At 56.1% G+C, this 24,010-nt stretch carries 20 protein-coding genes; 10 read left to right on the forward strand and 10 right to left on the reverse strand.

Going from position 1 to position 24,010, the window contains the following annotated elements; all coding sequences use genetic code 11:
- Positions 1-195: 195 nt before the first annotated feature.
- Both DXB00_RS05720 and DXB00_RS16620 read right to left on the reverse strand, forming a co-directional pair.
- The gene (locus DXB00_RS05720) at positions 196-384 is read right to left on the reverse strand and encodes a ferredoxin (protein ID WP_118728741.1); all 189 of its coding nucleotides are present in this window, start codon (positions 382-384) and stop codon (positions 196-198) included.
- 47 nt (positions 385-431) lie between these two features.
- A complete protein-coding gene (locus DXB00_RS16620; protein ID WP_188886293.1) occupies positions 432-590 on the reverse strand; it encodes a hypothetical protein in 159 nt (52 codons plus the stop codon).
- Between the two features lie 171 nt (positions 591-761).
- Here DXB00_RS16620 and DXB00_RS05730 point away from each other — a divergent pair, with 171 nt between their 5' ends.
- Positions 762-2,594, forward strand: a complete 1,833-nt coding sequence (locus tag DXB00_RS05730) for an NAD(P)-binding protein (RefSeq protein ID WP_118728740.1) — start codon at positions 762-764, stop codon at positions 2,592-2,594.
- Positions 2,588-4,348 carry a [FeFe] hydrogenase, group A gene (locus tag DXB00_RS05735; RefSeq protein ID WP_118728739.1) on the forward strand — a complete coding sequence of 587 codons (1,761 nt, stop codon included), beginning with the start codon at positions 2,588-2,590 and terminating at the stop codon, positions 4,346-4,348. Before DXB00_RS05730 ends, DXB00_RS05735 begins: the two co-directional genes overlap by 7 nt.
- Before the next feature lie 626 nt (positions 4,349-4,974).
- Here DXB00_RS05735 and DXB00_RS17100 read toward each other — a convergent pair.
- Together DXB00_RS17100 and DXB00_RS05740 are read right to left on the reverse strand one after the other, a co-directional pair.
- Positions 4,975-5,244, reverse strand: coding sequence for a substrate-binding domain-containing protein (locus DXB00_RS17100; protein ID WP_330427917.1), 270 nt, complete (start codon positions 5,242-5,244; stop codon positions 4,975-4,977).
- Positions 5,172-6,020 (reverse strand): LacI family DNA-binding transcriptional regulator, encoded by an 849-nt coding sequence (locus tag DXB00_RS05740; RefSeq protein WP_243107174.1) that lies wholly within the window; start codon positions 6,018-6,020, stop codon positions 5,172-5,174. Before DXB00_RS05740 ends, DXB00_RS17100 begins: the two co-directional genes overlap by 73 nt.
- A 524-nt stretch (positions 6,021-6,544) precedes the next feature.
- Between DXB00_RS05740 and DXB00_RS05745 the strand changes: the two genes are divergently transcribed.
- From DXB00_RS05745 to DXB00_RS05760, 4 genes are all read left to right on the forward strand, one after another.
- The gene (locus DXB00_RS05745) at positions 6,545-7,555 is read left to right on the forward strand and encodes a sugar ABC transporter substrate-binding protein (RefSeq protein WP_118728738.1); all 1,011 of its coding nucleotides are present in this window, start codon (positions 6,545-6,547) and stop codon (positions 7,553-7,555) included.
- Positions 7,556-7,823: 268 nt separating this feature from the next.
- Positions 7,824-8,834 (forward strand): inositol 2-dehydrogenase, encoded by a 1,011-nt coding sequence (gene iolG / locus DXB00_RS05750; RefSeq protein ID WP_118360080.1) that lies wholly within the window; start codon positions 7,824-7,826, stop codon positions 8,832-8,834.
- A 113-nt stretch (positions 8,835-8,947) separates the two neighbouring features.
- Positions 8,948-10,432: a solute:sodium symporter family transporter gene (locus tag DXB00_RS05755; protein ID WP_118728737.1), complete on the forward strand. Its 1,485-nt coding sequence runs from the start codon at positions 8,948-8,950 to the stop codon at positions 10,430-10,432.
- Between the two features lie 222 nt (positions 10,433-10,654).
- On the forward strand, positions 10,655-11,317 hold the full coding sequence (locus DXB00_RS05760) for a TIM barrel protein (protein ID WP_243107176.1): 663 nt from the start codon (positions 10,655-10,657) through the stop codon (positions 11,315-11,317).
- A gap of 226 nt (positions 11,318-11,543) precedes the next feature.
- Here DXB00_RS05760 and DXB00_RS05765 read toward each other — a convergent pair whose 3' ends face one another.
- Positions 11,544-12,569: a YeiH family protein gene (locus DXB00_RS05765; protein WP_119214613.1), complete on the reverse strand. Its 1,026-nt coding sequence runs from the start codon at positions 12,567-12,569 to the stop codon at positions 11,544-11,546.
- 124 nt (positions 12,570-12,693) lie between these two features.
- Positions 12,694-13,089, reverse strand: coding sequence for a pyridoxamine 5'-phosphate oxidase family protein (locus tag DXB00_RS05770; RefSeq protein ID WP_117555243.1), 396 nt, complete (start codon positions 13,087-13,089; stop codon positions 12,694-12,696).
- A gap of 174 nt (positions 13,090-13,263) precedes the next feature.
- On the opposite strand from DXB00_RS05770, the gene DXB00_RS05775 reads away from it, so the two are divergent.
- Positions 13,264-13,605, forward strand: a complete 342-nt coding sequence (locus DXB00_RS05775; RefSeq protein WP_119214614.1) for a winged helix-turn-helix transcriptional regulator — start codon at positions 13,264-13,266, stop codon at positions 13,603-13,605.
- 42 nt (positions 13,606-13,647) lie between these two features.
- On the forward strand, positions 13,648-14,556 hold the full coding sequence (locus DXB00_RS05780) for an asparaginase (protein WP_118728733.1): 909 nt from the start codon (positions 13,648-13,650) through the stop codon (positions 14,554-14,556).
- A gap of 94 nt (positions 14,557-14,650) precedes the next feature.
- On the opposite strand, the gene DXB00_RS05785 is transcribed toward DXB00_RS05780, so the two are convergent.
- From DXB00_RS05785 to DXB00_RS05795, 3 genes are read right to left on the reverse strand one after another with little or no spacing between them, the layout of a single operon-like run.
- Positions 14,651-17,998, reverse strand: a complete 3,348-nt coding sequence (locus DXB00_RS05785; protein WP_118564579.1) for an ATP-binding protein — start codon at positions 17,996-17,998, stop codon at positions 14,651-14,653.
- A complete protein-coding gene (locus DXB00_RS05790; protein WP_118728731.1) occupies positions 17,967-18,599 on the reverse strand; it encodes a DUF4194 domain-containing protein in 633 nt (210 codons plus the stop codon). The genes DXB00_RS05785 and DXB00_RS05790 overlap by 32 nt, the downstream gene beginning before the upstream one ends.
- A complete protein-coding gene (locus tag DXB00_RS05795) occupies positions 18,596-19,993 on the reverse strand; it encodes a Wadjet anti-phage system protein JetA family protein (RefSeq protein WP_118728730.1) in 1,398 nt (465 codons plus the stop codon). The genes DXB00_RS05790 and DXB00_RS05795 overlap by 4 nt, the downstream gene beginning before the upstream one ends.
- A 186-nt stretch (positions 19,994-20,179) precedes the next feature.
- Here DXB00_RS05795 and DXB00_RS05800 point away from each other — a divergent pair, with 186 nt between their 5' ends.
- Positions 20,180-20,395: a hypothetical protein gene (locus tag DXB00_RS05800; protein WP_147358057.1), complete on the forward strand. Its 216-nt coding sequence runs from the start codon at positions 20,180-20,182 to the stop codon at positions 20,393-20,395.
- A 295-nt stretch (positions 20,396-20,690) separates the two neighbouring features.
- Here the strand turns inward: DXB00_RS05800 and DXB00_RS05805 are convergent, their stop codons facing one another.
- Positions 20,691-21,641 carry a calcium/sodium antiporter gene (locus DXB00_RS05805; protein ID WP_119214615.1) on the reverse strand — a complete coding sequence of 317 codons (951 nt, stop codon included), beginning with the start codon at positions 21,639-21,641 and terminating at the stop codon, positions 20,691-20,693.
- Between the two features lie 582 nt (positions 21,642-22,223).
- On the opposite strand from DXB00_RS05805, the gene prfB reads away from it, so the two are divergent.
- Positions 22,224-23,363, forward strand: coding sequence for a peptide chain release factor 2 (prfB, locus tag DXB00_RS05810; RefSeq protein ID WP_117491877.1), 1,140 nt, complete (start codon positions 22,224-22,226; stop codon positions 23,361-23,363).
- Positions 23,364-24,010: the final 647 nt, after the last annotated feature.

Below are 24,010 nucleotides of genomic sequence, written 5' to 3' on the forward strand. Positions count from 1 at the left end.
CTCTTACGCGGCGGTTTTGCCGCTCTCCATTTGATGATTTTATTGTAGCGTTTCGGGAGCTGAAAAAACAGAGCATTCTTGCGAAAAGAACGCCCCTATTTGCGGGATATGAGCGGGACTCCCGGGCAAACTTTCAAATTCTTGCGGTCGATGTAAAAAGGCAGACCCGACGGTCTGCCTTTACGCTTACGTTGTTCAGCTGACATGAATGACGGCCACCGGACAGCCGCCTGCAGCCTCCTGCGCGCCCGCCTGCTCCTCTGCGGTTTCCGGCTGATGATGGACTTCGGCAAGGCCGTCTTCCGCCATGCGGAACACGGAAGGACAGGTTCCTTCACACAGGCCGCAGGAAATACAGCCGCCTCGTTCGATTGTAACGTGCATACCGATACACTCCTTTCGGAGATTCAGTTTGCCCCGTTTCCGATGATTTATGCGTTCCTGCGCGCGAAACAGCGATGGCGGATGCCGCCGAAGCCGCCCGCAGCTACGGTGCAGTCCTTCGCGGTGATGGTCTGTCCCGGCCGGATAAACTGCTCCACCTGATATACCTTATCTATATTCAGCGAACCGAAATTGATGATACGCACAGCTTTGCTCTCCTTCTCTTTTCTGGCAGTATAGCATATCCGTCCTCCAGCTGCCACTGCAAGCAGCTTTTTATTGGTATTTTCTCCAAAATCACTGAGTTGCAATTGACTTATCCGCCAAAAAGTTCTATTATTTTTTATATGTTTTTACAAGAAAGGGAGGGGACTTTTTTGAGTCGTTTATCCATTGAAACGCCGGGCAAGGCTGAGACCGTCATTGCCGGCTTGTACCGCGATATCGAGCGGCGCATCAGCGCCAGTCCTCCGGGTCTGTGTCCGGTGGATATGTCGCTGTCGTTCCTGCGTCTGTGCCATGCACAGACCTGCGGCAAATGTGTTCCGTGCCGCATCGGTCTGGGACAGCTGACCACTCTGCTCGAGCAGGTGCTGGACTCCACCGCAACACCGGAGACCATTGACCTGATCGAGAAAACCGCCCGTGTCATTCAGGATACGGCGGACTGCGCCATCGGCTATGAGGCTGCCCGCATGGTTCTGCAGGGCGTGCAGGGCTTCCGCGATGACTACCTCTCCCATGTGGAGAGCGGCCGCTGTCTGTTCGGCTGGGATCATCCGGTACCGTGTGTAGCACTGTGCCCTGCCGGTGTGGATATTCCGGGCTACATTGCACTCGTGCGTGCCGGCCGCTACAACGACGCTGTGCGCCTGATCCGCAAGGACAACCCCTTCCCGACCGTATGCGGCTATGTCTGCGAGCACCCGTGCGAGGCACACTGCCGCCGCAGTATGGTGGACGATGCGGTCAACATCTGCGGCATCAAGCGTTTCGCGTGCGACCACGCAGACAACACCACGCCGCCGGATTCCGCACCCTCGACCGGCAAGCGCATCGGCATCATCGGCGGCGGACCGGGTGGTCTGTCAGCGGCGTATTTCCTGTCGCTGATGGGTCATCAGGTCGTAGTCTATGACCAGCGTCCCAAGCTCGGCGGCATGCTGCGCTACGGCATTCCGGATTATCGTCTGCCGCAGGACAAGCTGGATGCGGATATCGACTTCATCCTGTCCACCGGCATTGAGGTGCACACCGGCGTTTCCATCGGCCGCGATATTTCGTTCGCTGAGATTGAGAACCAGTACGACGCGGTTTACATCTCCATCGGTGCGCATAACGACAAGAAGATCGGCATTCCCGGCGAGGACGCAGTCGGCGTACACTCCGCGGTGCAGCTGCTCCGCGACATCGGCGAGGGCCGCGTGCCGGACTTCAAGGGCAAGCGCGTCTGCGTCATCGGCGGCGGCAACGTGTCGATGGATGCAACCCGAACCGCTATCCGTCTCGGTGCCTCCGCAGTAACGTGCGTCTACCGCCGACGTGTGACCGATATGACCGCGCTCGCTGAGGAGATCGAGGAAGCACAGAGCGAAGGCTGCCAGATTCTCTCGCTGCAGGCACCTGATCACATCGAAACCGATGAAACGGGCCGCGTTACCGCTCTGTGGACACGTCCGCAGGTCATCGGCTCCTACGGCAAGGACGGTCGTCCGCGTCCCTACGATGCCGATCAGCCGCTGCTCCGCACGCCGTGCGATGTCGTTATCGTAGCCATCGGCCAGTCCATCGACGCAAAGCCGTTCGAGCAGATCGCTCCGGTCGTACGCGGCAAGATTCAGGCTGAATCCGACGCATTTGTGCCGAACACCCCGCATGTATTCGCGGGCGGCGATGCCGTTACCGGTCCGGCGACCGTTATCCGCGCGGTAGCCGCCGGCAAGGTGGCTGCAGCCAACATTGACGCGCACCTCGGCTTCCGTCACGTTATCAAGAGCGATGTTGAGATTCCGGCACCGCATCTGACCAATATGCCGGCCTGTGGCCGCATCGAGCTGCGCAGCAGACCCGCCGAGGAGTGCGTCGGCAACTTTGATCTGGTAAAGTGCGGCATGACCGAGCAGGAGGTTCATCAGGAGACCTCCCGCTGCCTGCGCTGTGATCACTTCGGCTACGGTATTTTCAAGGGAGGGCGTTCTTCTAAATGGTAAATCTGACGATCAATTCTATCCCGGTGACTGTACCGGAAGGCACCACCATTCTGGATGCCGCCGCCTCTGTCGATATCGAAATCCCCAGCCTGTGCTACTTAAAAGAGCTGAACGAAATCTCCGCCTGCCGCGTCTGCTGTGTCGAGGTAGAGGGCGAGGGCAAGCTGGTTCCCTCGTGCAACAACGTCGTGCGTGAAGGCATGGTCATCCGCACCAATTCTCCGCGTGCACTCGAGGCGCGCCGTGTCAATATGGAGCTTATCCTCTCGCAGCACGACAACAAGTGCGCGACCTGTATCCGCTCGGGCACCTGCCAGCTGCAGAAGATTGCAAACGATATGGGCATTCTGGGTGTTTCCTACCCCACCGACCTCGCACGCGGCAAAAAGGCAGACTGGACGACCACGTTCCCGCTCTACCGCGATGTAAATAAGTGCATCAAGTGCATGCGCTGCATTCAGGTATGCGACAAGGTGCAGTCGCTGTCCGTCTGGGATATCAGCGGCTCTGGTGCGCGCACCACCATTGATGTTTCGGAAAACCGCGTGATCAAGCAGGCGGACTGCTCGCTGTGCGGTCAGTGCATTACGCACTGCCCGACCGGCGCTCTGCGCGAGCGCGATGACACGCAGAAGGCGTATGCTGCGCTCGGTGATCCGGACCGCGTGACCATTGTGCAGATTGCTCCGGCTGTGCGCGCTGCATGGGGCGAAGCCTTCGGCATGCCGACCGGCAAGGCAACCGTCGGTCAGCTGGTGTCCGTTCTGCGCAAATTAGGCGCGGATTATGTGTTCGACACCACGTTTTCCGCCGATCTGACCATCATGGAGGAAGGCACCGAGCTGCTCCAGCGCCTGCAGGCGGGTGATCTGGACAACCAGCCGATGTTTACCTCGTGCTGCCCGGGCTGGGTGCGCTTTTTGAAGTCGCAGTTTCCGGAAATGACCGGCCGCCTGTCCACCGCCAAGTCGCCGCAGCAGATGTTCGGCGCGGTCGGCAAGACCTGGCTGGCGCACAATCTCGGCGTAGACGCGGACAAAATTTACAGCATCTCCATCATGCCGTGCATCGCAAAAAAGGCCGAGCGTGAGCTGCCGAGCATGGATTCAGCCGGTCACGGCAGCGATGTCGATCTGGTCATCACCACCCGAGAGCTGGCGCGCATGGCGCGTGCCGAGCACCTCGATGTGGAAAACATCGCGGAATCCGCGTTTGATTCTCCGCTGGGTGACGGCACCGGCGCAGGCGTTATTTTCGGCGCGACCGGCGGCGTCATGGAGGCTGCGCTGCGTTCGGCGTACTTCCTCACCACCGGCGAAAATCCGTCGCCGGATGCGTTCCGCGAGGTACGTGACGACGGCACGATCTCTCCGCTGCCGTGGCGCGAAGCGACGTTCGAGCTGGCAGGCCGGACTGTGCGCTGCGCGGTAGCGAGCGGACTGGGCAACGCGCGTCAGCTTCTGCGCTCGCTGCAGCGCCGTGAGGTACACTATGAGTTTGTGGAGATCATGGCATGCCCGGGCGGCTGTGCCGGCGGCGGCGGTCAGCCGGTGGACGGCACCGACCGCGAAAAGGCCGCCGACCGCGGCAAGGTTCTGTTCCGACTCGATCAGAATGCACCGCTGCGTTTTTCGCATGAAAATCCGGCGGTTCAGGCGCTGTACCGCGAGTATCTGGATGAGCCGTGCTCGCACAGAGCGGAGGAGCTGCTGCATTGCGACCATTTCGCATGGCAGATGAACGCTGCCCGCTGAGGGCACAAGAGGATAACAACCTACGGTTTTTACCCTCTTGTGAATCTCCCATTTCCCTTATTTCTTAATCCGGTGCAGATCAGAGACCGGTGACCGCTCCGAAAAAGGGGAACGGCAGAGGATTTTTCGTATACTTCGGACGGACCGACAGGTCCGTCCTTTCTTTTACCTATAAGCAGTTCAGAAAGTTTACTGCTACACAGGCGGGTTAGTCTACGCAGTGTGCGGCACAAGGTGATTGAACCACCGGTGTAGCAACAAGGAATCCGGCACTGCGTAGAGGTAACGAAATGGGAGCACACTGTGCTCCCCTACAGCAGAAAAGATCCTCTGCCGTTCCCCTTTTTCGCAACAGTCGCCGCTCTCCGATTTTCGCCAGACTATCTAACAAGGGAAAGGCAGGAGTTCAAAGAGGAAGGGAAACCGCGGGTGTCCCTTCCTTTTTGTCCCCGCGGCGAGCGCCGCACTCTCCCGCACTCCGCAGAGCGCAACTCTTTCGTTGAGATTCAGTGAAAAACTCCCCGCCCATTAGGGACAAACACGCCTACTCAGTTCGTGTCCCCCATCTATTCGGTGCAAAAAGAGACAGAAAAACGGCACAGCCAACGCTGTGCCGTTTCGCTTATTTACTCGATATTCTGTGCGCAGATAATGGAAATTTCCGACCCCTTATTACTGTTTTCCGGCTGAATATTCTTCTGCAGCAGATCTGCGAGCAGGCGCAGCGGCTGGCTGCCCTGCCGGAACATATCCTGTGTGATGGTCAGATCAAGCGAGCCGTCGAGCAGCATTTGCTTGCGGCGCAACGACATATCATGTGCGATCACACGCACCTGCTGATCCATACCTGCAGCTTTGAGCGCGTCCACGCAGCCGGTAACGCTGCGGTTTGCCATATAGATGGCGCCGGCGGATTGTCCGACTGCAGCGCCGCCGTGACTCGGTTATAGGTCAAACGGTAGTCGTTATAGGTCTCCTCAATCTCGATCTGCGAGGAAGAGAAGCCCTTTTTCTTAAGATGCTCGCAGAAGCCGTCTAAACGGGTTCGGTGGCCGTCGTACTCCAGATTGCCCGCCATCGCCAGCACACGCGCGTTTTTCGGCACGCACTTGCTGAGCAGCTCGGCGGCGATACGGCCGCTTTGTGCGTAATTTTGACCCACAAAGCACAAACGGCGGCTGTTCGGCAGATCCGAGTTGAACGTGATGCACGGAATGCCCTGTTCGGCCAATTCTCCGATGCGTGCTTCGATCGAAATATCATTTAATGCACACAGTGCGATGCCCTGCGCGCCCCAGCTTACCAGCTCGTCCAGCAGCTCGATGGTCTCGCGCGGAATATCTGTATCACAAGTGCACACACGCACCTCGACATCGCGCTTTTCCAGCTCAGAACGCGCAGCCTGAATGCCTCTCGGGACGTCCTCGTGGAACGGGCCGCTCCAGTTTGGCAAAAGCACACCCAAACGCACAGGTTTGAGCGGCAGCTTTGCCTCTGCGGCCTGCCGATGCGCCTCCTTCGGAGAAAGATAACCAGTCTCCTGAATGGCATTCAGCACGCGCGCACGCACATCCGCGCGCACATACGAACGATTATTTAATACACGGTCTACCGTGCCGCGGGAGACGCCCGCAAGCTCGGCAACCGTTTGAATGGTTGGTCTTTTGTTCATAATCCTTCACCTTTTCGTAATTGCTCTTTATACTATCCTGCATCTCTCTGCGATGTTTCTTTTCTCTGTGCTTATTATACCATATTTCTGTGCTTTGTGAAGACACAATCTGTGCTTTCCCTCTTTCCGTGCATTCGCACACACAATTTTCGGTACGAATTTTCCGATATATCCGGTGTTTTATGCTCTATTTTTTCATTTTTCCAAAACCATGTGCGATATTCTGTGTTTTTCACAGAATGTGTGCTTTGTGCGACATATACAATTGCACACACCAAACCTTGTGACCACCCTCGCTTTCCACATATTTGTTTTGTATTTCTCAGTTTATACGCATTTACACGCATTTTATCCATTTATTTTGACGTTATTTCCATTTTAACGATTTTCACACAGCAAATTGCCTGTTGACATTCCCGTACCCGCTCGCTATAATAAGCACATAAACAGCACAGAGCACACAAACGCACAGTGCTGAAAGAGAGACACGAGAAGAAAAACGAGAAAAGAAAGGGAGACTCACTATGAAAAAGAGACTGTTAGCAGCCCTGCTCACCAGCGCCCTCGCACTCAGCCTGACCGCTTGCGGCGGCAGCACCGATTCTTCTGCAGCAAACGACGGCGGCGACACCGCCTCCACCCATGACGGCCCGTACAAGATCAGCATGGTGCTCAAGACCAACGCTGCCGAGTTCTGGAACATCGTTCAGGCAGGCGCAGAGGCTTATGAGGATGAGCATCCGGATCAGGTCAGCCTGGACATCAAGGGTCCTCCGGCTGAGACCTACTACGAGGAGCAGCTCAACACCATCCAGACCGACCTTGCGGTTGAGTCCTACGATGGCTACCTGATCGCTCCGCTGCAGTCCGAGGCTGTTGCAACCGCTATCGCAAACACCGACAAGCCGGTCGTAGCATACGATACCCGCATTGATTCCGACAAGTGCCTCGCATTCGTCGGCACCGGCAACAAGGAAGCAGCCAAGGAGGGCGGCAAAGCCGCTGTTGAAGCTGCAAAGGCAGCTGGCTGGACCGATATCAAGTGCATCGAGATCGCAGGCGTTCAGGGTGACGCAACCAACACCGCCCGCATGGAAGGCTACCGCGAAGGCGTAAACGAAGCCGGCGGCGAGTTCCTTGATAACGAAACCCAGTACGCTAACGCAACCGCTGACCTCGCTGTAACCGCGATGGAAGGCATCATGAGCAAGTATCCGGAAGGCGTTGCCATTATCTGCTCCAACAACGACGATATGGCGCTGGCAGCTGCCCGTACCGCAAAGGACAATCCGAACTACGCAAAAACCATCTTCCTCGGCTTTGACGGCCAGAAGTCCGCAGTAGAAGCCGTTCTGAACGGCGAGCTGACCATGACCGCTGCACAGAACAACTTCGACATCGGCTACAAGGCAGTTGAGACCATCGTGAAGATCCTGAACGGCGAGGAGTACGGCGACGTAGACACCGGCACCGAGATCATCACCAAGGACAACGCACAGGCTCGTCTGGACAACTTCGCAAACTGGCTGAAATAATTCCTTGAAATGCACGCATTTCAAGGAGATGGGAAACACCGCGGCTTTGCCGCGGATGATTCCCGGGCGAAAATCAGCGCGTCGCACAGCGGCACACCGATTTTCTTACTTGTAAAAAAACGCAGATACATGCTCCGCGTTTTTTTGTGAAGGCAACGCCTTCACGATTTAATACCGCCTGCGGCGGAAATTATGTATGGAAACGCGCTCCAACGCTTCATACAAACCTCTCTTTTTATTCCAAATGTTCATTTAAGGAGGAACACCCATGAAAGTAGGTATTATCGGTGCGGGTCGTATCGGTAAGGTACACGCAAAGAACATTTCCATGTTCGTACCGGAGATGGAGATCAAGACCATCGCTGACCCGTTTATGAATGAGCAGACCGAGGCATTTGCCAAGTCCTGCGGCATTCCGAACACCACCAAGGACGCAAATGACATTCTGAACGATCCCGAGATCGAGGCAGTTCTCATCTGCTCCTCTACCGACACCCATTCCAAGTACATCATCGAGGCTGCTCACGCAGGCAAGAACATCTTCTGCGAGAAGCCGATCGATTATGATCTGGAGAAGGTTCACGCTGCCATCAACGCAGCCAAGGAAGCCGGCGTAAAGCTGCAGATCGGTTTCTGCCGCCGCTTCGACCACAACCACCGCGCAGTTTACGACATGGTTCGTGACGGCAAGGTCGGCAAGGTCAACATCATCAAGATCTCCTCCCGCGATCCGGAGCCGCCTCCGGTATCCTATGTTAAGGTTTCCGGCGGTATCTTCTACGATATGATGATCCACGACTTCGATATGGCCCGCTTCCTCGCAGGCAGCGAAGTTACCGAGGTAAATGCAGTTGGTTCCGTTCTGGTCGATCCGGGCATCGGTGAGGCCGGCGACGTTGATACCGCGCTCGTTACCCTCAAGTTCGCAAACGGCGCGATCGGCGTGATCGACAACAGCCGCAAGGCAGTTTACGGTTACGACCAGCGCGTTGAGGTATTCGGCTCCGAAGGCTGTGCCGAGGACCAGAACGACACCCCGAACACCGCTGTTCTGTCCACCGCAGACGGCGCTGTACACGGCGTAGCCTACAAGGTAATGTGGGACCGCTACACCGGCGCATTCGTTGCAGAAATGCAGGCATTCGCAGATGCCGTTATCAACGACAAGGAGACTCCGGTTACCGGCGAGGACGGTCTGTATCCGGTACTGATGGCAGCTGCTGCTACCAAGTCTCTGCATGAGGGCCGTCCGGTCAAGATCTCCGAGATCGAGGCTTGATCACAACTTAATTTTCACACCACGCACACAGTCTAAGCAATGTGCTAAAACCGTTGGTGCGCTATGCACCAACGGTTTTTCTATGCAAATTTGAGGGAGTTAGAACAGAGAAAATGTTATTCACTTGCGTAACCTTCGCCGACGGCTGCTTTCTGGCAGGCCGCGATCTGCCGGGTGTCGTTATCGCCGGCTCGCTGCTGGCGTTGTTTGCCGCGCCGCACTACCTGAAAAGCGGCATCACCACCATCCCGCAGCTGCTCGGTGAGCGCTATGACAGACCCACTAAGCTGTGGTTCTCCATCGCATACATCATTCTGTACCTGTTCGTGCAGATTCCGGTAATCCTGTACTCTGGTTCGCTGGTGTTTGAAAACATTTTCAACCTGTCCGGAATCCTTGGCATTACCAAGTTCCAGTCCATCGTTATCCTGTGTATCCTTATCACTATCATCGGCTCGATTTACGCTATCTTCGGCGGTCTGAAGGCTGTTGCAGTATCGGACACCATCAACGGCGTGGGCCTGCTGATCGGCGGTCTGATGATCCCGTTTCTGGCACTCAACGTGCTCGGTCATGCCTCCGGCAGTGAAAGCAGCGTTGCCATCATGGACGGCGTGCGCTACCTGATCCACAACCACGCCGATATGCTCAACTCCATCGCACCCGCGCAGAGCGAAGCACCGGCGGTTCCGTGGCCGACCGTATTCCTCGGTCTGGTATTCCTCGGCTTCCAGTCCTGGTGCACGCATCAGTCGTTCATCCAGCGCGTGCTGGCTGCCGAAAACCTCAAGGAAGCACAGAAGGGTGCGCTCTACTGTGCATTCCTCAAGATTCTCGGCTTTATGTTTCTCGCGCTGCCGGGCGTTATCGCTTACGCGATCTTCAACATCGAGGGCACGCAGGTATCCATGATGGATGATGCCTACCCGGCACTCATCACCCGCGTTGTACCGCAGCCGGTCATGGGCTTCTTCGCCGCTGTTATGTTCGGCGCGATCCTGTCCTCGTTCAACTCGGTTCTCAACTCGGTCAACACCATGTTCACCATGGATATCTACAAGGAATTTATCAACAAGAACGCAAGCGAGAGCAAGCTGGTTTCGGTCGGCAAGAACATCGGCATCGTGTTCGCCATCTTCTCCGTGATCGTCGGTCCGATGGTTTACTTCTTCCCTGCCGGACTCAAGACCTTCCTCGATTCGTTCGTTATGCTGGTCGGTCTGCCGGTTCTGTCCGGCGTATTCGGCGGCTTCTTCTTCAACTGCCTGCCGAAGTACAGCGCGCGCTTCATCATGGTGTTCCACATTATCTGCTACGGCGGCTTCATGCTGCTGTCCCCGAGCTACTCGCTGTTCGGCGGCAATGAGGGCAGCATCCACTACCTGTACGCCGTATCTATCCTGTGGCCGCTCGAGATGCTCATCATGTACCTCATGCACCGCCGCAACAAGAGCAAGGGCGCTGAGGTTTGGGTGCAGCAGGATGTCGGCGCGGTAGACCTGACCCCGTGGAAGTACAGCAAGCTGGTCAGCGTGATCGTTATCGTGTGCGTGCTGCTGGTTTATCTGGCATTCTCTCCGCTCGGCATCGGAGCATAATTTTTGGAAAACAGCGTTGCCTATCCGCTGCGCTTGATGTATCATCAATTTAAAAGAGTAAGACAACCGAAACAAGAAAATTTGGAGGTAATTTATTATGGCACTGAGAAAATGCGCTTGCATTGATACCCTTTACACCGAGCTGGACTGGCTCGACCGTTTCCAGGCTGCAAAGAACGACGCTTTGAGGCCGTAGAGTTCTGGGACTGGCGTATCCGCGATCTGGATGCGACCCGCGAGGCTGCTGAGAAGGCCGGCATTGCCATTTCCGGCTTCAACGGCGATGCGGACTACTCGCTCGTAGACCCGACCCACAAGCAGAAGTATCTGGACTACCTGAAGGAGTCCATCGCGGCGGCTAAGAAGGTTGGCGCAGCCAGCGTTACCATCCACTCCAACGCACTGGGTGATGGCGGCATTGTAGTAAACCACTACGATAACCTTTCCCACACCGTAAAGCTGTGCTCGATGTACGACACGCTGCTCGCCTGCGCTGAGCTGGCCGAGAAAGAAGAGATCAACCTCAACCTCGAGGCGCTGAACATCACCACCGACCACGTCGGCAACTTCCTCGCTACCACCCAGATGGGCGCTGAAATCGTTCGTCTGATCGGCTCTCCGCGTCTGAAGCTGCTGTATGATGTATACCATATGCAGATCAACGAGGGCTGCATCTGCGATACCATCTCCAACTACGGCGACACCTTCGGCCACATTCACGTTGCTGATGCTCCGGGCCGTCATGAGCCGGGCACCGGTGAGATCAACTATAAGAAGGTTATCCGTCACCTCGAGGAATGCGGCTACACCGGCCGTGTCGGCTATGAGCTGTTCCCGCTGACCGATACCGCAGCTGCCGTTAAGGCCATCATGGAAAACGCTTAAACTTCTCCTTTCTCTAACGTCCCTGCACCGTTTCGATGGTGCAGGGATATTTTTTGTGCTGTAATGCGTGCAGACCCTTATGGATTCCGATTCCAGAAAGGCAATCAGGCATCATGCATCCGTTTTCCGGTGCACACGAGTTGCACCAGAGAACAGATGCATAAATCAAACTTTCCGCAATAACAGAAAAGCACAAAGGACGAATGTCCTTTGTGCTTTTTACGCTTTAGAGGAACCCCAGCAAATGCTGCATTGCAATGCTGACGCACGCGATAGCGACCCAGCAGCAGAAGCCCATGAAAATCGGCTTGCCGCCGGTCTTGACCAGCTTTACGATATTAGTATTCATGCCGATAGCCGCCATCGCCATAACGATAAAGAACTTGGACAGCGTCTTGAGCGGCGTAAACACGCCTGCCGGTACGCCGACCGTGGTGCACACCGTGGTGATGATGGACGCGAGCACGAAGTACAGGATAAACATCGGGAACGCGCGCTTGAGCGAGAAGGCTTCGCCGCCCTTGCTCTGCTCGGTCTTGGCCTTGTGGGTGCGCCACAGCGCCAGTACGAGCGTGATCGGGATGATCGCCAGCGTGCGCGTCAGCTTGACGATAGTCGCGATTTCCAGCGTATTGCTGCCGTGGATGCCGTCCCACGCGGAAGCGGCTGCCGTTACGGACGAGGTATCGTTGACCGCCGTACCCGCAAATAGACCGAAGCCGTGGTCAGTCATGCCGAGCATGCCGCCGAGCGTCGGGAAGGTCAGCGCCGCGATGACGTTGAACAGAAAAATAACCGAAATCGCCTGCGCGATCTCCTCATCGTCCGCGCCGATGACCGGAGCGGTTGCCGCGATCGCCGAACCGCCGCAGATGGACGAGCCGACACCGACCAGCGTCGAGATGTTGGACGGTACCTTCATTGCCTTGCACAGCACGAACGATACGATCAGCGAGGTGCCGATGGTCGAAACGATGATTGGCAGCGACTGTGCGCCGACCTTTGCAATCTCGGACAGGTTAAGACCGAAGCCGAGCAGGATAACCGCGTACTGCAGCACCTTTTTCGATGTAAAACCGATGCCCGGCTGCACCTTGGTCTTGTTCTTCCAGAACAGCGTAAGCACCATGCCGATCAGGATGGAGAATACCGGTCCGCCGACAACCGGCACCGCCTGTCCCAGCAGCCACGCCGGAATCGCAATGCACAGGCATAGCAGCAGTCCGGCGCCGTTTTTCTTGATAAAATCCATTGTTTTACCCCCTTATTAAACCGAATATTAGTATACACTATTTCTGCCAGTCAGTTCAATACTCAGTTCGTGCAGAGGGCAAAGAAATCAGCCTGCAGGCTCTTTGCAGGCTGATTGGGACTGTTTAGAACTGATACGGCGGATTTCCGGAGAAATCAGCGATACTGCCGTGTGCATCCTCGAGATAGAACACCTCAAAGATCGGGTTGGTCGCCTCGCCGTACTGGCTCTTGACGATCGGGTTCTGGATGCACATCTCCTTGGCAGCCATATTGTTCTCGAAAACAGCCTTGCCGTGCAGGCGAATCCATGCGTACTCCGGGCTGGAAACCGAGATTTCGATCTCCGGGTTGCTCTGCATGTCCTTGTAAACGTCCTTAGTGTTGTTCGTGCAGAACCACAGCTTGCCGTCCATCTCGCCCGAGAACATGAACGGGCGGCACTTTGCCTTGCCGTCACGGCCTACGGTTGCCAGATACTGTACCGGATTTGCCTGCAGAAATTCTACGACCTTGCTCATGATAAATACCTCCATGAAAATTTTATTTTCGTTTTCTATATTGGGATTGCTTTTCCCTTTCGGTGATTCTATAATAAAGCCGTAGTGACAATCTGTAAAGTAAGCACAATATTGTGGTGTAGTTACCCAAAAGATACTATTGGCGAAAATCGCGTTAACAAGGAGGTTTTTCTCATGGAACTGACCGAATCGACCGCAAAACAGGAGCTGCCCGCCTGCCCTGTCGAGACCACGCTGACGCTCATCAGCGATAAATGGAAGGTGCTCATCCTGCGTGACCTGACGAACGGCACCATGCGTTTCGGCGAACTGAAAAAGTCCATCGGGCACGTCACGCAAAAGGTTCTGACCGCACAGCTGCGCCAGATGGAGGCCAGCGGTCTGCTGACGCGCAAGGTCTACGCCGAGGTGCCGCCGCGCGTGGAATACACGCTGACCGAACTCGGGTACAGCCTGAAACCCGTGATGGACGCCCTGTGGAAATGGGGAGAAAATTATCAGGCACAGTGCCGTTAATCCGGCTTTCTATCCGTAAAAACAACTTTCAGGAGGAAAATCATGCCTCATATTTTAATGATCGCCACCGGCGGCACGATTGCGTGCTGCGAGACCGAACGCGGTCTTTCCCCTGCTCTGGACGGCACCGCGCTGCTCGGCGCACTGCCTGAACTGTCTGCGCTGTGCACAGTCGAAACGCTCGATCTCATGCAGCTGGACTCGACCGACGTGACCGCCGCCGACCGTCAGCGCATGGCACAGGCGGTCTGGCAAAACCGCGAGAAATTCGACGGCTTTGTACTCACGCACGGCACGGATACGCTCGCATACACCGCCGCGCTGCTCACCCACCTGCTGCCGCATTTCGATAAGCCGCTCGTGCTGACCGGCTCCATGCTGCCAATGGGCGTGCCGGACTCGGATGCGCCGCGCAATCTGCTGGATGCGTTCCGCACTGCGGCAGACGGACGCGCAGGCGTGTACGCCGTAATGAACGGTCAGATTTTGCACGGCAGCCACGTTTTCAAGCAGCATTCGACCGAGATTGACGCATTTCTCTCGGCAAATGCCGCACCGGCCGGTGAAATCTGCGGCGGCAAAGTGCGCTGGAGCAAACCCGCGTCCACACCTTCCGGCGCGCCGCAGCTTATCGAGCAGATCGACACTCACATTTTGCCCGTGCGCCTGACACCTGATCTTGATCCGTCATTCTTCTCCGTGCTGCTCGGCTACCCCAAGGTCGTACTCGAAGCCTTCGGTGCAGGCGGCGTACCCGCCCGTTTGGAAGCCGCCGTGCGTGATCTGATCCAAAGCGGCACGCGCGTGTATATCACCACGCAGTGCCCGGAAGGCGGCGTACACCTGCACAAATACGAGGTTGGACGCCGTGCCGAAGCACTCAGTGCGATTTCTCTCGGCAGCCGTACCTTCGAGGACGCGCTCGGCGCACTCATGTGCGGTGAATTGTAAGATGTTCTGCCCGCAGCGTACAATTTAGAATACGCCAACCCGTCCGAAATAACACAAAATCCCGCCTTCTCACGCGAGAAAGCGGGATTTTTCTTTACTGTGCATTCTCCTTGCTGAACGGCAGAATGTGCATCCGATACTTATGCTTATCAACCAGCAGCGTTCTATCCGCGATCGGCATGATATCCGAAACCTTATCCGGCGGGGTGCAGATGATCGCCTGCAGACCCATTTTGCGCAGCAGACGCACGCTTTCGATGATGCGTTCGCTGTCCATCTTGTTGAATGCCTCATCGAACACGACCAGACGCACCGTGTTGCCGAAGCTGGACGTATCGCTCACGCGATACAGCTGCGCGAACGAGGCCAGAACCGCAATATAGAACGGCGTCTGCGTCTCGCCGCCCGACTTGGTGTTGAGCGTCTGCGACAGCAGCTGCTTGGAGCCGTTCTGATCGGTGGTCTCCAGATCGAACTTCAGATAGGTGCGGAAGTCGGTGTACCGCTCGATGTTCTCCTGCAGCTCACTCTGCTTGCGGGCGTTGAGCTGGGTATCGTCTGCCATGGTGATCTGGCTGAACAGCTTGTCGATCAGCGGACCGTATTTCTCCTGAAACTGTGCGGAAAACAGCGTAATATCGCCTTCCATCAGCTCCGGCGCCATAATCATGTCGTAATATTCGGCATAATCCGGATTGCGGTCCACGCGGAACTGGTAGCTGTCCGTGCCGAACTGCGCCTGCCGCAGTGCCCGATTGAGGTTCTTGACCTGATCCTGCACCTGCTCGATGCTGCTTTTCAGTCTGGACAGGAAGTCGTTCTGGAACTGCTCCATCGCACTCTCGCGTGCGGCACGGATTTTGGTGCGGTACTGCGGCAGCTCGCTTTCCTCGAGCACACGGCGTTCCGCATCGAACTCCGCATTGTCATCTGCCTCCACGTGGAACGAGCACGGCCCAAACCGCTCGACATATTCTCGGCGCGCCCGCAGGAGTGCCGCGCGGGCGTTCTCCATCTCGTTGACAACCTGTGCATGGTGGCTGCTGAAATTGCGGTACACGATATCCGGCCGGTGCAGACGCTCCAGCTCCTGCCGGTAGCGCGGCAGACCGATATCGTCGCGGTAGGTCTCCGAGAAGGTTTCCGCCAGCGTGCGCTCCATTTCGGTGCGGCTGCGGTACTGCTCGGGCAGGATTTCCTCGTCCAGCTGACGAATACGCTCCTCCAGCTTGGCCTTGTGTGCGATCTGCACCTCACGCTGACGACTCAGCGCCGCAATCTCGTCGCTGATCTCGGCGATCAGCTGCTTCTGCTGATCCAGCCACAGCAGGTCGAGATGGGAAACCTGCTCGTCGATCGCGTTGATCTCCTCCTCCAGTTCCGCGCGGTACAGAAAATCCGCCTGCCGCTGCGGTACGATATTTCGCACATAATATGGCGTCAGCATGGGCGTTTTCTGCTGAGAAACTGCCTGCCAAATGGGTTTCCTGTGCGAAATATTCTCCTGCAGACCGGCAGCTTCCTCTTCCAGACGAGAGATACGCAGCGTGACCGCATGACGGCCGATGAACGCATCCTCCATACGGTCTCTGCGGAGCGCACGCGCCACATAGCCCTGATACAGCATGCCCTCATCTGTGATAGCGGTTCGATGCCCGCGCAGCTGCTCAACCGTGTCACAGCACATCACGCGTCCGAGCAGATAATCCATGTAGGTTCGCGCAAGTGCGTTCCCAGTCTCCACCTTTTCCGCAAGACTGCCGCTCTGCGGGTCAATATGCTCACGCTCGCGCAGTGTGCCGATATCGACCAGACCGTAGGCGTTCAGGCTCTTTTCCCACTTAAGTTTGTTGTAAATACGCAAAGCCTGCTCGTAATATGCCGGTTCAACCAGAAAATAAAACTTCTGGTTGTTGAGATAGCCTTCCACAGCACCGCGCCAGCGCTCATCTTCAATTTCCAGCACATCCGCGAGAATATCTACCGCAACCAGCGTTCCCGCCTGCTGCTCCAGTTCCTCCGCCAGCTTGGCACGGAACAGCAGCAGTCCACGCGGATAATCCTTGATATTCCTGCGCAGATTGGCAAGCGCAGTCTGCTTTTCGGTCAGCTGCTGCTGCAGCTCTGCAACCTTATCGCCAAGCTGATGTGCCGCCTTCGCCAGCGCGTCCGACAGGGCCGCTGCCGCCTGCCGGGCGTCCTCGAATACGGTCTGCTCCTGCGAGAAGATTGCGCATTCGCCGCTCGACAGCCGTGCGTAGGTACGCTTCACCTGCTCTGCCGCCTGCTGCACCGGAACAAGCACCTCCTCGGCGTCCCATGCAAGCGCGGTCTCGCACAGGTGCGTCAGCCGCAGCGCCTCCCGCTTGATCTCAAGTGCGTCGCGCTCCATCTCCTGCACCAGCTTACTCTGCTCGGTCAGCAGCGACTGCTTCTGGTTGCCCAGCCGCTCGCGCTCCTGATAGGTGTCGCTCTGTGCATAATCGCGATCCAGCTGACGGCGGCGTTCCTCCTTCGCCTGCACCTGCCCGGCCAAATCCTCAATCGCGGTGTCCGCCGCGGTCAGCTCGGACAGACAGTTTCGCTTTTCCTGCTCGCGGCTGTCGATCCGCGCCTGCATGTCCTCCTTCTGCGCCCACTGCACAAGGAAGGACTGCACGCGCCAGCGGTCCACCGAGCGCGTCATTTCGCGGTACAGAGTGCTGATCTCCTGCAGCGCGGTCAGCTTTTCCTCCTGCTGCTGCGCCAGCTGCTCGTGCCGCTTGTAGTTGCGGATGTTCTGCTGCATGGCTTCGATATCCGGCTTATCCGGAATATCGCAGATATTTTCGGTGATAAACTGCTGAATATCCACGATTGGGCGGAACGACACCGCCTTTTTCATCATGCGGAGCACCTGCTCATTGTGCACGTTCCACCGCGAGAGCATATTGCGGCGGTACTCCCACTGGGTATCGTACACCTCGGCGCGAGAGAAATTCTGCTTGAGGAATTTGCGCAGATCGTGAATATCCATCGCCTCGCCGTCCTCGACAAAGCAGTTTTCCGGCAGTTTTCCGACATAGATAAAGAAATGATCGTGCTTGCTGCCGTCACTGCGGCAATCGAACATCACGCCGCACACGAAACTATTGTGCTCCACATCGTCCTCAAATTCACAGACAATATAGGTCGAAAAGTCCTTGCCTCGGCGGGAATACGGGTTATTCTCGTCCATGTCGGCACGCAGATAGCCGTCCAGCGTGCGCTGTGAGCGCTCATTCGCCGCCAGATTGAAGTTGCGCGCATTGGTCTCACCCAGGAGAACGATCTGCAGCGCGTCAATCACCGTGGACTTGCCTGCGCCGTTTTTACCGGTCAGAAAGTTCACGTCGCCGACCTCGATGATCTCCTTGCTGAAATACAGCCAGTTAATCAGCAGAATCTTCTTCAGTTTCTTCATCGGCGTTCTCCTCCTTTCGCAGCACGGCTGCGACCTCATTCAATCGTTCGCTCGAAACGGCAGTCTGAATGGTCGGCAGGATGGCAAATCTGCAGTCAGCCTGATTAAATTTTCCCTCGATGCGCTGCAGGATCGAGTGGTTTTCAAACACGGTCAGCGCCCGCTTGACCTCCTCCATATTCGGCTTGGCCGGCAGGATGGCGTAGTCGGTCACGATCTTTTCGAGCACCTCTCGCACGCTGCAGAGCGCATCCTGCTCGAGTCCCAGTCGCTCCTGGCTTTCGTCGTACAGCATGCGCAGGGCGAGCAGAATCGCGGTCTCGCGCTTGGACAGGATGCACCGGTTGGCTTCATCTGTGTTCAGCACATAAAAGTAGCCGTTTATGTCGTCGCGCCGCAAATCCCAGTCAAGCAGGCTGAGATACTCGCGCACGGACTCATAATGAATGGACAAAAAGGTGTAGTCCGGGTTGCTCACCCGTCCCCTGCCCGGACGGTACAGCGTGCGCACCACATAGGTGCGGCTGAGCAGCTGATTGCACACCGCTTTGAACTGCTCCAGCTCCTTTGCGGTAGCGGTATTCAGAAATTCCAAATTCATTCGTTGTTCTCCTTCCGGCTGATCTGCAGCTTCGGAATAGCATAGCCGTTTTCCCGGCGTTCGCCGTCCAGCTCCTGCACCGTGAAATCCGCCGAGCGGTCGCCGCCGGTCAGCACCGCCAGCAGGCTCATCACATAGTCCTTATCATTCTTGAGCGGAATATCCTCCGAGCGGCACACATCGCTTTCACCGAGCCAGCCCTGCACATACGCCGCGATGGCGCCGCGGCCATACTCCGAGCGCAAAAGTGCAGCCGCCTTTGCGGCGGCTGCCGTATCCGCTTCGATTTCCTGCACGAGCACAGGCGCGGCTTTTGTCCGCTTGCCCGGACGCTTGCGGTACCACAGGCTGCTCTCGGACAGGCAAGTCTGCTCGTACAGCCGGAATACCGGCTGAATCGTGTCCACCAGATCGGCGGCTCGCCGGTTGCGCGACAGCGCGTTCAGCACCGTGTGCAGGTTGCCGCGGATATTCTGATCTCGGTTGGTCAGGTTTTCGATCTTCTGCGTAGCCGCACGCGTGTAGCGGCGCACCTGTGCATCGATCTCATCCAGATAATCGCGTTCGAGATTGTCGTAGCATTCCTGTATCCAGTAAATTTTGCGAAGAAGATCGGCGCGGCAGTTCTCCGGCGTGTCACCTCGGCGGTCAGCCAAAGCGGCATTCGCCATGGCGATGAGCAGTTCATCGTTCTCCGCCCAGTCGTTTAATACATTCTGGATGGAAATGCGGTATTTCGGCACGGAATCCTTGATCTTGAGCGGACGGATGTACGCCTCCATCACCTTCTGCCCGAAATCATCAAAGTGCGATGCGAGCACTTCCCCGACATTGTGCATGTCGATCTGCATCTGGAAATAATGCTTGACGTTATGATACACCATCTGCAGCAGGTTGATGAGCGCGCGCGTGTTGTCATATGCGCCGTAGACAGCAGCCATTTTGTCATACACGCTGTCCGACTCATGCGCGACCTTGAGCGTGGAATAGGTGCCGAACACATACGAATAGCCGCGTGCAGGCGTGTCCTCGCGCAGCGCGTGGAACAGCTCGAGCAGACGGCTGCTGCAGCCCGGAACCGTAATGTATTCCCGAAAATCTGTGCCGCGCTCCTTTTCAAACCAGCCCTTGCTGCCCAGCTTGCGGATGAGGAAACGGGCACGGCCGGAAATATCGCGCAGCTCATCCTCGTCGATGTCCTCGCCCTCGAAGGTAGCCTCGGCCAGCTGCTGCTCGAGACGGCTCCGCAGCATGGAATACAGCATGTCCTCGGGCAGCTTCAGCTTTTCGCGGTACGCCGTGTACAGTACATCGAGCGCATCCGCGTACAGCACACGGTTCGGTGACGCCAGCGGTGAAAACAGCTCGTCCGGCACGGCTTCAAAAAATTTCATGTCCTCTATCCTCCTCTGCGGCGCAAAACGATAGATTCGGCACGCAAATTGCTTTTCTATACAAAAATATTATACAATTTTCGAGGAAAAATTACAATGATGAAATCCGTTTCCCGCGTATTGCGCCGCTGTCCGCCGCATGATAAGATAATGCCGCAGCTCTCATGCAAGGAGAATCATCGTTTCATGGCACAGACCAAACACAAGGGCGGTCTGGCGGACAAGCTGATTTTATTCGCGCTGCAGCTTGGTGTGGCCGGTGTGCCGATTGCGACCGTTATCTCCAATGTGCTGAGCGCAGGCATGGTTCTCACTCACCTTGCCCGCCGGAATGACGATTTTGCGTTACAATTAAGGCAACACCCGACAGGAATATCCTATCGGGTGTTTTTCTATGTCTAAGAGAGATTTTATCGCGGGTTTGGTGCTGAACACGCGGATATCCATCCGTTCACCTTTCGGGGCAACGCGCCAAGTCTGAGACGCACCCTTCTTCTCAACGGCAGCACTGCGAATCAGCTTGTCTACGTTCTTTTCTCCGAAAGTCATGGTAAATTTTCCTCTGCCGTTCCCTATATGGAAGCGGTCGCCGGTCTCTGACCTGCGGACTAAGAAATAAAGGAACCGGGATTCACAAGGGCGGAAACCTTGGTGTCCACCCTTGTGCCCTGCCGGGCAGGCAAGAGACCGCGATACCTTATCGCATAATAAGATACACCGTATAGACAGCATACATTGCCACCATGGCGATACCCGGTACACGTCCGAGCTTGCCCTTGCGCGCCGGCAGATAAAATACCGCGCTGATGGCAATCAGGAACAGGCAGTCAACGATAGAGGTCGCCTGCACCGGAATCGGCGTGATAACCGACGAAACGCCGAGAATCAGGAAAACATTAAACAGGTTCGAGCCGATAACATTGCCCATTGCAATGTCGTTCTGTCCCTTGCGTGCAGCCACGATAGAAGTGACCAGCTCAGGCAGGCTGGTGCCCATGGCCACAATGGTCAGACCGATGAGCGTTTCACTCAGGCCGAACATACGCGCAATGCCGGTCGCGCCGTTTACGGCCAGCTGACCGCCGATCACGATGCACGCCAGACCGAGCAGGATATTCACCCAGATCATCGCAGTGGACATGGGTGCTTCCGCTGCCTCGGCCTCAGCTTCTGCTGCTGCGGCAGCAAGCTGCTCGCGGTTCTGCAGTGCGGTGCGGATCTGGTGCGTCAGAATGAATGCGAATATAATCAGCAGTACAACGCCTTCCCAACGGGCGATGGTCAGGTCGGGTGCGATGGCGCCCAACAGCAGCACAGATGCGAGAATGGACAGCGGCCAGTCACGGCGGAGCAGCGTTTTATCCATCACAAGCGGACAGACAGCGGCGGACAGACCGGCCACCACCAGCAGATTAAAAATGTTCGAGCCGACAACATTGCCGACCGCAATCTCGTTTGCACCGCGCAGGGCTGCGGTGACACTGACCGCCAGCTCCGGCATGGACGTGCCGAACGCAACGATGGTCAGACCGATCAGCAGCGGTGATACGCCCAGCTTGCGCGCCAGTGCGGATGCACCCGCAACAAACTTATCCGCACCCCAGATCATAAGTGCAAAGCCGATCACCAGAAATACAAATGACAGCATACAGTTTCCTCCTTCGTTTCCGGAAATCCCGGGCAGCACCGCACCTTCACGGCAATGCCCTTGTCCCCAACAGTGTACATGCTTACGAGGGAGTTTTCGCTCGATTTCCGGCTGCAGCGCACAAAAAAAGACTTTTACCGCATACTGCGGTAAAAGTCTTGCTGCTTACGGCTCGGTACGGATTGACTTTTCGTCAATCGGGCTTGTCGGCACCGACCACGCGCTCTTGCGTGAGCTACTCCCTTTTACAGTAACTATCATATGGGAAAAAAAGCGATTAGTCAAGCCGAACTTGTGGAAATGTACACAATCTTTACGGGACAACCCCTTATAGCAGTTCAGACAAATACTGCAACAAGTGCGCGCATACAGCACGCAAATAGCATCGTCAATTTCATTCGCCATGCGCCCAGCATGGCTTCATAAAATTTCCTTGCTCTTTGCGCGCTTTATACGCTACTTTTGCCGCATTATTTATCTAAACTGCTATAATTCACGAAAAAATCTTTACAAGTCCCTCGTGAACCTATATACTATAAGGTACTGAAATTTTGAACAATCTGAAAGTGAAGGAGCATTTTCATGCTGGAATTTGAGGAATACAAGGTCAAGCTGAACAACCTCAAGCCCGAGCTTGAGGAGCTGTACACCTCGCTCGGTCTGGAGCAGGCGAAGCGTGAGGTAGAGGAGCTGGAGATCAAGTCCTCTCAGCCGGGTTTCTGGGATAATCCGGAGGAGAGCCAGAAGATCGTCTCCCGCATGGGCTCGCTCAAGGGCAAGGTTGAAGCGTACAACAAGATGACCGAGCTGTGCGATGACCTGCTCACCATCTGCGAAATGGCGATCGAAGAAAACGACGAATCCATGCTTGAGGAGCTGGAAAGCGGCTACAAGGAGCTGGAAGACGGCATTGCCGAGCAGAAGCTGCGCACGCTGCTGACCGGCGAGTACGACAGCCACAACGCACTCGTATCCTTCCACGCCGGTGCCGGCGGCACTGAGGCACAGGACTGGTGCGCGATGCTGTACCGCATGTACACCCGCTGGGCAGAGCGTCACGGCTTTACCTATAAGATCATGGACTACCAGGATGGCGATACCGCGGGTATCAAGTCCGCCGATATTCTCATTGAGGGCGAAAACGCCTACGGCTTCCTCAAGGGTGAAAACGGCGTACACCGTCTGGTCCGTATCTCTCCGTTTGATGCATCCGGCCGCCGTCAGACCTCGTTCTCGGCGGTAGAGGTCGTTCCGGATATTCCGGATACCTCCACGGACTTTGAGATCAAGCCGGATGATTACGAAATGCAGGTTTACCGTTCGTCCGGTGCAGGCGGTCAGCACATCAATAAGACTTCGTCTGCGGTTCGACTGATTCACAAGGCGACCGGCATTGTTGTAGCCTGCCAGACCGAGCGAAGCCAGCTGCAGAACAAGGAAAACTGCCTGCGCATGCTGCGTTCCAAGCTGGTTGAGATCAAGGAGCGCGAGCATCTTGAGAAAATCTCGGACATCAAGGGCGTTCAGCAGAAGATTGAATGGGGCAGCCAGATTCGCTCCTACGTTTTCATGCCGTATACGCTCGCCAAGGATACGCGTACCGGCTTTGAAAATGCCAATATCAACGCTGTAATGGATGGCGATATTGACGGTTTTATCAACGCATACCTGTCTGCACTCGCTACCGGCGTGTGGGAAGGCAGCAAGGGCGGCAGCATGTAATTTGCCGCCCTTCGCGTTACCGCCGTACCCACGGCGGTGGGCACAAGGATGGACACCAAGGTTTCCACCCTTGTGAATCCCGTTTCCTTTGTTTCTTAGTCTGGCGCAGATCAGAAACCGGCGACCGCTTCGAAAAAGAGGAACGACAGAGGATTTTTCCTCTCATAAGGACGGACCTATTTCGGGTCCGTCCTTTTCTTTTACCTATTCGCAGTTCGGTTACCCTACTGCTACACATATCGGCTACTCTGCGCAGGCGCGACACAAGGTGAATTGCCCGAAGGGCAAGAGAGGGTCCCCTGGGGGATGACAGTGTCGCGCAATTCGTTAGCTTGGAAATTACAGACAGCACCTGCGAAGATAAATTGTGCCAAACAGACAGATTCGCAGGTGCCTTCCGGTATAACGTGCCCAAAAATTGCGCGACACGGTTATGTCGCGCCTGCGTAGATGAAACCGTATGCGTAGCAGTACGCTATCTGACACTGCGAATAGGTCGAGACATGGGAGCACACTGTGCTCCCCTACGGTAGAAAAAATCCTCTGCCGTTCCCCCATAGTCTCAGCTCTCTGGCAGGCAGACGCTAAGAGGAAACGGGGGAGATTCACAAAGAGGGGGTGGAAACCTTGGTGTCCAACTCCCGTCT

Origin of the sequence: Butyricicoccus sp. OF10-2 (genome assembly GCF_003481925.1) — a bacterium.
Classification (GTDB): domain Bacteria; phylum Bacillota; class Clostridia; order Oscillospirales; family Butyricicoccaceae; genus Agathobaculum; species Agathobaculum butyriciproducens.